The organism is Streptomyces sp. NPDC029216, assembly GCF_040648015.1.
Classification (GTDB): domain Bacteria; phylum Actinomycetota; class Actinomycetes; order Streptomycetales; family Streptomycetaceae; genus Streptomyces.
This window is the reverse complement of sequence record NZ_JBEZWL010000216.1, coordinates 1-8,850: the sequence shown is the minus strand read 5'-3', so window position 1 is coordinate 8,850 and position 8,850 is coordinate 1. Positions and strand designations below refer to the sequence as shown.

The window sequence follows — 8,850 nt, the reverse complement described above, 5'->3', positions numbered from 1 at the left end:
GGAACAGCTCCCACAACTCATCCGGCACCAGCCGCTCAACAATTCCCGCCACGATCGACAGCCTACACAGCACGCCAAATGAGATGACGTCTAAGGATGCCCGCGCAACGGCAACGGCCTGGCCGCGGTCGAAGAGGTTGGGCGGGCCGGAGCGGTAGCGGCTCTCGTCGATCCGGTGGAGGAGGGCCGGCTCGGGAGGGCGGTGGAGGCGGCGGACCCGGCAGCGGGATGCGGTCGAACCGTCCGTGTCCAGCAGGGCGTTGACCGCCGCCGGGCCGCACGGAAGTCGCGCCCCTTCCAGAACTGCGCCTGGCTGACCGAGGTGAGGCCCCACGGCGGGTCCACGTGGATCACGTGGCCGTGCACGAGCGGGGTGCGCTCGCGCAGGTAGAACTGCACCCCGACCATCCACGCCGTCTGGAGCCGGTCGCAGCGCCCGAACCGCGGGTCGGCTGCCCGCAGGTCCGCGCCCCAGGTGGCCCGGGCGTCCTGGACGGGCAGGGCGCTGACGTAGCGAAACGGCGCAGGTGCTCCTCCCAGGGGATGATCCACGCCGCCTCGCTGGTCGGGGCGTTCAGCACCCGGTCGATCTCACCGACCGTGGACCACGCCTTGGGGACACAGGTGCTCCGTCTCGTCGTCGCTGCCCGCGTGCCCGTTCCCTCGCCCCTGCCCAGGGGTCCGACGGCACGGACACGCGTACCGGTCGGTCTGACCTGGACCGCGGAAACGCCTGCGAAACCGGAAGGGCTGCGGGGCACTATTTCGTTTGCCGCGGTCCGGCCCGGTCGGATAGGAAGCCCGCATGCTGCGAGGTGACAAGGTCGGGCTGCGGGCCCGGCACGAGGACGACATCCCGGTCCTGCGGGCGGAGCTCTACGACGACGTGGTCAACGCCTCGCGGTCCGAGAGCCGGCCGTGGCGGCCGATCTCCCCCGGCGCGAAGGACCCGCGGCTGGTGGTGGATCACGAGGAGCAGGGACACGTCCCGTTCTCCGTGGTGGAGCTGGACGGCGGCACGCTGGTCGGCACGGCCACGCTGTGGGGCATCGACAACCACAACCGGAACGCGCACATCGGGCTGGGGCTGCTGCCGTCCTGCCGCGGCAAGGGCTACGGGACCGACGTGGTCGCCGTGCTGTGCCACTACGGTTTCACGGTGCGCGGCCTGCACCGGCTGCAGATCGAGACGCTGTCGGACAACGCCGCGATGCTGCGCTCCGCCGAGCGCAACGGCTTCGTCCGTGAGGGCGTGCTGCGCTCCTCGGCCTGGGTGATGGGCGGGTTCCTGGACGAGGTGCTGCTCGGTCTCCTCGCGCGGGACTGGCAGGCGGGCTCCGCGGGCCGGTGACCCCGTGCGGAACAGCGCGTCAGCGGGCGGGCAGGGGTGCGCCGGTCAGCGGCGGGTGAGCACGCGGGCCAGGGCGTGGCCGATCAGGAGGTAGACCACGGCGGCCACGCCGTAGCCGACGACCACCTGCAGCCATTCACGGCTGAAGGTGAACAGGTCGTAGGACCAGCCGGACAGCCAGGTGGCGGCGTCGTGGAACCACTCGACCACCGCGTTGGAGCGGTTGGCGTCCAGCAGGTACATCACGATCCACACGACGATGACGAGGGCGAGCACGTCCGCCGCCAGGGCGATGAGCCGGGCGGCGGTGCCCCGGCCCCGGGAGCGGACACGGTGGTGTGCGGTCATGTCCGGCGTCTTGCCTCGGGGGCGTCCGGCAAACCTGTGGCCGTCCGCGCGGGCCGTGAATTCGTTCGATACCGGGCCTTCCCGCTCCTACGATCTTGGGATGACGGTTCCCCTGTACCCCGCCAAGCCCCGCCCCGGAGACCGGGTGGCGGTGCTGTCCCCTTCGTCCGGCCTGCCCGGGGTCTTCCCCTTGCCCTACGAGTTGGGGCTGCGCAGGCTCCGGGAGGACTTCGGGCTGGAGCCCGTGGAGTACCCGACGACGCGCAGGATGGGCGCCACGCCCGAGGAGCGGGCGGCGGACATCCATTCGGCGTTCGCGGACCCCGGCATCAGGGCGGTGATCGCCAGCATCGGCGGCGACGACCAGATCACGGTCCTGCCCCACCTCGACCGCGATCTGCTCCGCGCCCACCCCAAGCCGTTCTTCGGCTACAGCGACAACACCAACCTGCTGCTGTTCCTGCGGAACCTGGGGATCGTCGCCTACCACGGCGGCTCGGTGATGGTCGAGCTCGGGCGGCCGGGAGCGATGCACCCGCTGACCGCGGAATCCCTCCGGGCGGCCCTGTTCACGTCCGGCGAGTACGCGCTCACCGCGCCCGGCGCCTCCGGGGACGTCAACCGCCCCTGGGAGGACCCGGACACCTTCGGCTCCGAACCGGAGATGAGCCCCGCCGAGGGCTGGTCCTGGCACCGCGCCGACCGCGTGGTCGAAGGGCTCGGCTGGGGCGGCAACCTGGAGATCATCTCCTGGCTGCTGATGGCCGACCGCGCGGTGCTGCCGGCCGAGGACTACGCCGGCGGCGTCCTGTTCCTGGAGACCTCCGAGGAGATGCCCCGGGCCGAGGAGGTCCACCGGATCCTGCGGAGCATGGGCGAACGCGGGCTGCTGCGGCAGTTCCCCGCGCTGCTGATGGGCCGGGCCAAGAGCTGGTCGTTCGAGAACCGGTTCACCGCCGAGGAGCGGGCGCAGTACCGGCGCCGGCAGCGCGAGGCCGTCCTGCGGGCCCTCGACCGGTACGCACCCGACACCATGGCGGTGTTCGACGTCGACCTCGGCCACACCGATCCCCAACTGGTGATCCCGGTCGGCGGACGGATCCGCGTGGACGGCCCGGCGCGGCGGATCGTCGTCACCTACTGAGCCGGGCGGGGCCACCGGTCAGGGTGGTCCCCGGTACCGGGGACCACCCTCCCGCCCGGCCGACGGCCGGGCGGCGTCAGTGCGCCGCGATCTGCTGGAGCGCCGCGCCCTGGTAGCGGGCGCCGGCGTTCCAGAGGATGAACGAGCTCATCCCGTTGGCTTCGGCGGCCTTGATCTGCGCGGCCACCTCGGCCGGCCCGTAGCTGCTGCCCATCGAGAAGTCCTGCAGCCAGGGGACGATCTCGGTCTGCGTGCCCTTCGCCTGGCGGGCGAAGTCGGCGAGGGAGCGCTGCACGATGGCGTACGGGGCGGTGTCGGGCTGTGCGACGCCGTACTCCCCCGGCGCCCAGTGGGAGGGGTAGACCATCGGTGCGATGTAGTCGGTGACCTTGACCAGGGCCCCGATGTCCTGGGCGATCTCGGTGGGCCGGGTCGCGGCGATGCCGAAGACCGAGACGCCGAGGTACTTGCCCTGGGGACGCAGCGCGGTCCGCGTCTCGGCGACGAACGAGGTGATGGACTGCTCGGGCGTGGCGGTGCCGATGCCCGGGAAGCTCATGTGCGACAGCGGGCCGTCCGGCCGGCGCACGTAGTCGTAGAGGATGTCGTCGAAGCCGAGCCGGGCCGCCTCGACGGCGAGGTCCTGGTTGTACTTGCGGACCGCCGGGTTGGCGAAGTTGGTGAAGGACAGGGAGCCGTAGTGGCCGCCGTCGTAGGGCTGTCCGGACGGGGTGAGCACGAGCCGGTCCTGCTTGCCGGACGCCCAGGAGGCGGCGGCGAGCTTGGGGTCGCGGAAGGCCACGATGCGGCCGATGACCTGGGCGCCGGCCGCGTGGATCTCGTCGATCGCCTTGCGGGCGTCGTAGTAGCCCTTGGCCGCGCCGATCTGACGGGCCAGCGGCACCTGGGACGCGTAGCCGACCTCGCCGTCCTCGTCCTTGACGTCCAGCTCGACGGCGTTGAGCTTGCCGCTGCGGACCAGGGCGAGGACGCCGCCGCGCAGCGTGTCGTCACCCCAGCCGATGGCCGTGATGTGCGCGGCCCGGATCATGGGGCGCCGGCCCCGGGCGGACACGTCCCTGGTCGTGGTGTTCCCGGCGCGGTCCACCGCCCTGACCGTGACGACGGGGGTTCCCTTCGCCACCGTGGTCCGGAAGGCCCCGGCCTTGTCGAGGGGGACCTTCTTGCCGTTGACGCTCACCTCGGCGTCGGTGGAGGCGTTGCCGGTGATGGTCACGGGCGCGGCGGCGTTCTTGACCTCGGGCTCCGCCACCTTCAGCTCGGGCGGGGTGGTGTCCACGCTGAAGCCCACGACCTTGCGGTACGAGGCGAACGGGAGGCTGCTGTCGCCCGCCACCACCAGGGTGTGCCTGCCTTCCCCGAGCTGCGGGAGGGCGAGTTTCAGGCGGGCGCCGTCGGCCGTGAGGGGGACCACCGCGCCGTCCAGGGTGGCGCGCAGCGTTTTCGATCCGCCGGGCGCGCCGGCGGCGAGGTAGGCGCTGACGTGTGCGGCCGCGCGGCCGTCGAGGACGGAGCCGTCGGTCACGCCCTGGATGCCGGGTCCCGGCGCGAGGAGCGCCCAGGCTCCGACGCCCGACCCGGCCAGCGCGAGCGCCCCGGCCGTCGCTATGAGGACGCCCCGGCGGGCCGGGCGGCGGGGGCGGAGGGAGGGACCGGAGCGGGGTATGCGGGTGCGGGACATCTTGACGTCCTTCGTGCCGTGGGCCGGGTGTTGCCTCCATTCATTGCCGTTGCGCGGGCCGGTCCCGCCGCTCCGCCCGCTTTTCACACGAACGGCCGCGAACGGCTCCGGCGTGGCGGCTAGGCCATGCAGGGGAAGGTGCGGTACGCGGGCTTCCGTCGCCGGTAGGTATGGCGTGACACCTTCGCCGTGGAGAGGCCCTCCGATGCGCCACCCGTTCCTTCCGCTCGGCGCCCTGGCGGGCGCCGCCGCCCTGCTCGCCACCGGCTGTTCCACGGGTTCGTCACCGGGCGCCGGGCAACCCCGTGCGGCCGCCTCTCCGGCGGCGGTCGCCCCCGTCGCCGCGAAGGGGCCGGCGGAGGTCGGCGCCAACGAACTCGGCCAGGTCCCGGTGCTGATGTACCACCAGCTCACGGAGAAGCCGGCCAGTGTCTACGACCGCACCCCGGCCGATTTCCGGGCCGAGCTGGAGCGGCTCGCACGGGAGGACTACGTGCCGGTGACCGCCCGGGACTTCCAGACCGGCCGCATCGACATCCCCGCCGGGACGCACCCGGTGGTCCTCACGTTCGACGACTCGACCAACAGTCAGGTGCGGCTCGGCGCGGACGGCACCCCGGCGCCGGACACCGCCGTCGCCCTCCTGGCGGAGACGGCGAAGAAGTACCCCGCGTTCAAGCCGGTGGCGACCTTCTTCGTCAACGCGGACGCCTTCTCGGCCACGGGCTCCGCCAGGGCCCTGACCTGGCTGAAGGAGCACGGGTACGAGGTCGCCAACCACACCGACCGGCACGAGAACCTGCGTTCCCTGGACCAGGCGGGCGCCGCGCGGGCCATCTCGGCCGGGCAGCGGGCGATCGAGCGGGCCGCGCCCGGGACGCGGGTCACCTCACTCGCCCTGCCCTTCGGCGCCATGCCCGAGCCGGCCGGGGTCGCCGCGCGGGGAGCGGACTACCGCTACGACGGGGTGTACCTGGTGGGCGCCAACCCGTCCGCCTCGCCCTACGCGAAGGCGTTCACGCCCGGCGCGATCCCCCGGATCCGCTCGGCGGGGCCGAAGGACGAGGACGCCGAGTTCGGTTCGTCGCGCTGGCTGGACAAGCTCGCCGCGGGGAAGAACCGTTACGTCTCGGACGGGAACCCGGACACCGTCGCCTTCCCGCGCGCCGCGCAGAACGAGCTGGCGCCCGCGTTCGCGAAGCGGGCCCGCCCGTACTGAGCCGGGCTCGCCCCTCGGAACGTGCGGTGACGGGCCGTCGCCCCGGCAGCCGGTGACGGCCGCCGGGGCGACGGCCTTCGACGTGAAGTGACGTGTGCGTACTGCACGTCGGGCTGGTGACAAACACGACTGTTGCCCGGTCTTCGCCGCGTGCCACCTTGGACCGCGTCACCGACCGAGGGAGCAGGAGTGAACAAGGGGCACGCGGCCTTCTGCGACGCCGACCGCTGGTTCTACGACGCGCCGTACCGGCGGGCCGGAGAGAGCTTCCCGCCGGCCCTGGCCCCGGTACCCGACGGGTGGACCACGCACCGCAGCGGCGACTGGCTCGCCCTGCGGCCCCTCGGCCTCCGACTGCCCTCACAGGGCTGGAAGATCCACGTCTCGGCCTGCCTCGACAACGCGGAGGCCGTCCTCGGCACGGTCCACGCCTACTGCGTGGAGCGGCGGATCGCCTTCAAGTTCGTGCCCAGCCGCTACCTGCTGCACCTGCGCAACGCCAAGTACGCGGACCGCGCGGCGAGCGGCAAGTTCCTCACCGTCTACCCCGCCGACGCGGACGCCTGCCGACGCATCGCCGAGGACCTCGACGCCCTGCTGGCCGGCGAGCCGGGCCCGTACATCCTCAGCGACCTGCGCTGGAACGACGGCCCGGTCCACCTGCGCTACGGCAGCTTCACCCTGCGGCACTGCTATGACGGGGACGGCGAGCTGGTCCCGGCGATCGAGGCGCCCGACGGGCGCCTGGTCCCGGACGCGCGGGGCCCGGTGTTCCGGACGCCCGCCTGGGTCGAACCGCCCGCCTTCCTGCGGCCCCACCTGGAGCGGCGCGCGGCCGTCACCCTCGAAGGCGTCCCCTTCACCGTGGAGCGGGCGCTGCACTTCTCCAACGGCGGCGGGGTGTACGCGGGACGCGACACCCGTACGGGAGAGCCGGTCGTCCTCAAGGAGGGCCGCCCGTTCGCCGGGCTCGCCGCCGACGGTGCGGACGCCGTGACCCGGCTGCACCGTGAGCGCAGGGCCCTGGAGCAACTGGACGGCCTGGACTGCGTCCCCGCCGTCCGCGGCGCCTTCACCGTCGGGGACCACCACTTCCTGGCGCTCCAGTACCTCGACGGCAAACCCCTCAACACCTATTTCGCCCGCCGCCACCCCCTGATCGAGGCCGATCCCGACCCGGCCGGGCTCGCCGCCTACACCGACTGGGCGCTGAAGATCCACGCACGGGTGACGGAGGCCGTCGAGGCCGTCCACTCCCGCGGCATCGTCTTCAACGACCTCCACCTCTTCAACATCATGGTCTCGGAGGACCCGGACACGGGCGAACCCTCCGTCGCCCTGCTGGACTTCGAGGCCGCCGCGCACGGCGACGAGAACCTGCGGCAGACGGTCGCCAACCCGGCCTACGTGGCACCGCCCGACCGGCGCGGTTTCGCCGTGGACCGCTACGCCTTGGCCTGCCTGCGCCTCGCCCTGTTCCTGCCGCTGACCAGCCTCCTCGTGATGGACCGCGCCAAGGCGGCGCACCTCGCGGACATCGCCGCGGAGCAGTTCCCCGTGCCCCGGCCCTTCCTGGACGAAGCGGTACGGGAGATCCTCGCCGGCCCGGAAGCCGAAGCCGGTGCCGTAGCCAGTGCCGGAGCCGGAGCCGGAGTGGCCGTGGTCGCGGCCGGCGGTCGCGGCGGGCGGATACCCGGCCCCGCCCGGCCCTACCTGCCCGCCGAGCCGGGGGACTGGCCGGCCGCCCGCGCCTCCCTGACGGCCGCCCTCCGCGCCACCGCCACCCCCGACCGCGAGGACCGGCTCTTCCCGGGGGACCCCGCCCAGTTCGCCACGGCCGGCGGCGGAACGGCCTTCGGCCACGGCGCCGCGGGCGTCCTGTACGCCCTCGCCGAAACGGGCGCCGCTCCCTGGCCCGAAGCCGAGGAATGGCTGCTCTCCCGTACGAAGGACCCCGCCTCCGGCACCCCGCTCGGCTTCTACGACGGCCTCGCCGGACTGGCCTGGACCCACCACCGGCTCGGCCACCACGACCGCGCGAGCGCTCTGGTCGAACGCCTGCTGGAGCAACCGTGGCAGTCCGCCGGCCCCGACCTGCACGGCGGCCTCGCCGGCATCGGGCTCGCCCTGGACGCCCTCGGCACCGCCACCGGCGAGGGCACCCTGCACAGTGCGGCCCTGCGCTGCGCCGGCCTGGCCGCCGAGGCGGCCCCCGCGCTGAAGCGGACGGGGCTCCTCTACGGCCACAGCGGCATCGCCCTGCTGCACCTGCGCCTCTACGAGCGCACCGGGGACCCGGAACTGCTCCGACGCGCCGCCCGCTTCCTGCACCGGGACCTGGACCACTGCGTGACCAGCGCCTTCGGCACCCTCCAGGTGGACGAGGGCTGGCGCACCATGCCCTACCTGGGCGCCGGCAGCGTCGGCATCGGGATGGTCCTCGACGACTGGCTGGAACACGGCGCCGACGACCGCTTCGAGACGGCCCGGACCCAGATCGTCCGGGCCGCCCAGGCCACCTTCTACGCCCAGCCCGGCCTCTTCCGCGGCGCCGCCGGCATGATCCTGTACCTGGCCCGGACCACCACCCCCGGCCCCGGCACCGGCCCCGCGGACCTCGCCCGGCAGATCGAGGCCCTGGCCCGGCACGCCCTCCCGTACCAGGGCCATCTGGCCTTTCCCGGCGAGCAGTTGATGCGCCTGTCCATGGACCTGTCCACCGGCACCGCGGGCGTGCTCCTCGCCCTCGGCGGTGCCGCCGCCGACGGGCGGGCGCACCTGCCGTTCCTCCCGCCGCCGCGCACCGCGGCGGCCCCAGAGCCGGTCCCCCACCGGGGGCCGTGACCCATCGCACCACCCCACCGAAGGAGAGGAATCAGCCATGACCCTTCTCGACCTGCAGTCGATGGAGACCCCCAAGGAAGAGACCACCGAGGCCGCGCAGCTGACCGGCAGCCGCGCCAGCCTGCTCCTGTGCGGCGACAGCAGCCCCGGGGAGGTCCGAGAAGGCATCCGGGTTCTGCGCCCGGAGCGCCGCCAGGCGGATCGCGCCGGAACAGGTGTTCCGTACCTCTACGTTGGGGAGG

7 protein-coding genes and 1 pseudogene are annotated in these 8,850 nt (G+C 73.3%); 5 read left to right on the top strand and 3 right to left on the bottom strand.

The features are described from left to right. Positions 1 to 334, bottom strand: a pseudogene (locus AB0F18_RS36985) (hypothetical protein); the annotation flags it as partial. A 471-nt stretch (positions 335 to 805) separates the two neighbouring features. Between AB0F18_RS36985 and AB0F18_RS36980 the strand changes: the two are divergent. Then, positions 806 to 1,351, top strand: a complete 546-nt coding sequence (locus tag AB0F18_RS36980; protein WP_362069234.1) for a GNAT family protein — start codon at positions 806 to 808, stop codon at positions 1,349 to 1,351. A gap of 45 nt (positions 1,352 to 1,396) precedes the next feature. On the opposite strand, the gene AB0F18_RS36975 is transcribed toward AB0F18_RS36980, so the two are convergent. Further along, positions 1,397 to 1,699: a hypothetical protein gene (locus tag AB0F18_RS36975; protein WP_362069231.1), complete on the bottom strand. Its 303-nt coding sequence runs from the start codon at positions 1,697 to 1,699 to the stop codon at positions 1,397 to 1,399. 100 nt (positions 1,700 to 1,799) lie between these two features. On the opposite strand from AB0F18_RS36975, the gene AB0F18_RS36970 reads away from it, so the two are divergent. After that, positions 1,800 to 2,843, top strand: a complete 1,044-nt coding sequence (locus AB0F18_RS36970) for a S66 peptidase family protein (RefSeq protein WP_362069228.1) — start codon at positions 1,800 to 1,802, stop codon at positions 2,841 to 2,843. Positions 2,844 to 2,919: 76 nt separating this feature from the next. Here the strand turns inward: AB0F18_RS36970 and AB0F18_RS36965 are convergent, their stop codons facing one another. Continuing rightward, entirely contained in the window at positions 2,920 to 4,545 is a 1,626-nt protein-coding gene (locus tag AB0F18_RS36965; protein WP_362069225.1) for a putative glycoside hydrolase, read from the bottom strand. Between the two features lie 205 nt (positions 4,546 to 4,750). Here AB0F18_RS36965 and AB0F18_RS36960 point away from each other — a divergent pair, with 205 nt between their 5' ends. The 3 genes from AB0F18_RS36960 to AB0F18_RS36950 form a co-directional block, all read left to right on the top strand. Continuing rightward, positions 4,751 to 5,764, top strand: a complete 1,014-nt coding sequence (locus AB0F18_RS36960; RefSeq protein WP_362069222.1) for a polysaccharide deacetylase family protein — start codon at positions 4,751 to 4,753, stop codon at positions 5,762 to 5,764. Between the two features lie 189 nt (positions 5,765 to 5,953). Continuing rightward, entirely contained in the window at positions 5,954 to 8,608 is a 2,655-nt protein-coding gene (lanKC, locus tag AB0F18_RS36955) for a class III lanthionine synthetase LanKC (RefSeq protein ID WP_362069219.1), read from the top strand. A gap of 37 nt (positions 8,609 to 8,645) precedes the next feature. Beyond that, the coding region (locus tag AB0F18_RS36950; RefSeq protein WP_362069216.1) for a SapB/AmfS family lanthipeptide at positions 8,646 to 8,850 on the top strand (205 nt) is incomplete at its 3' end.

What these genes read in the sequence shown, in the direction of transcription:
- AB0F18_RS36980 (WP_362069234.1), top strand. Translation starts at nt 806, where the DNA reads ATGCTGCGAGGTGACAAGGTCGGGCTGCGGGCCCGGCACGAGGACGAC.
- AB0F18_RS36975 (WP_362069231.1), bottom strand. Translation starts at nt 1,699, where the DNA reads ATGACCGCACACCACCGTGTCCGCTCCCGGGGCCGGGGCACCGCCGCC.
- AB0F18_RS36970 (WP_362069228.1), top strand. Translation starts at nt 1,800, where the DNA reads ATGACGGTTCCCCTGTACCCCGCCAAGCCCCGCCCCGGAGACCGGGTG.
- AB0F18_RS36965 (WP_362069225.1), bottom strand. Translation starts at nt 4,545, where the DNA reads ATGTCCCGCACCCGCATACCCCGCTCCGGTCCCTCCCTCCGCCCCCGC.
- AB0F18_RS36960 (WP_362069222.1), top strand. Translation starts at nt 4,751, where the DNA reads ATGCGCCACCCGTTCCTTCCGCTCGGCGCCCTGGCGGGCGCCGCCGCC.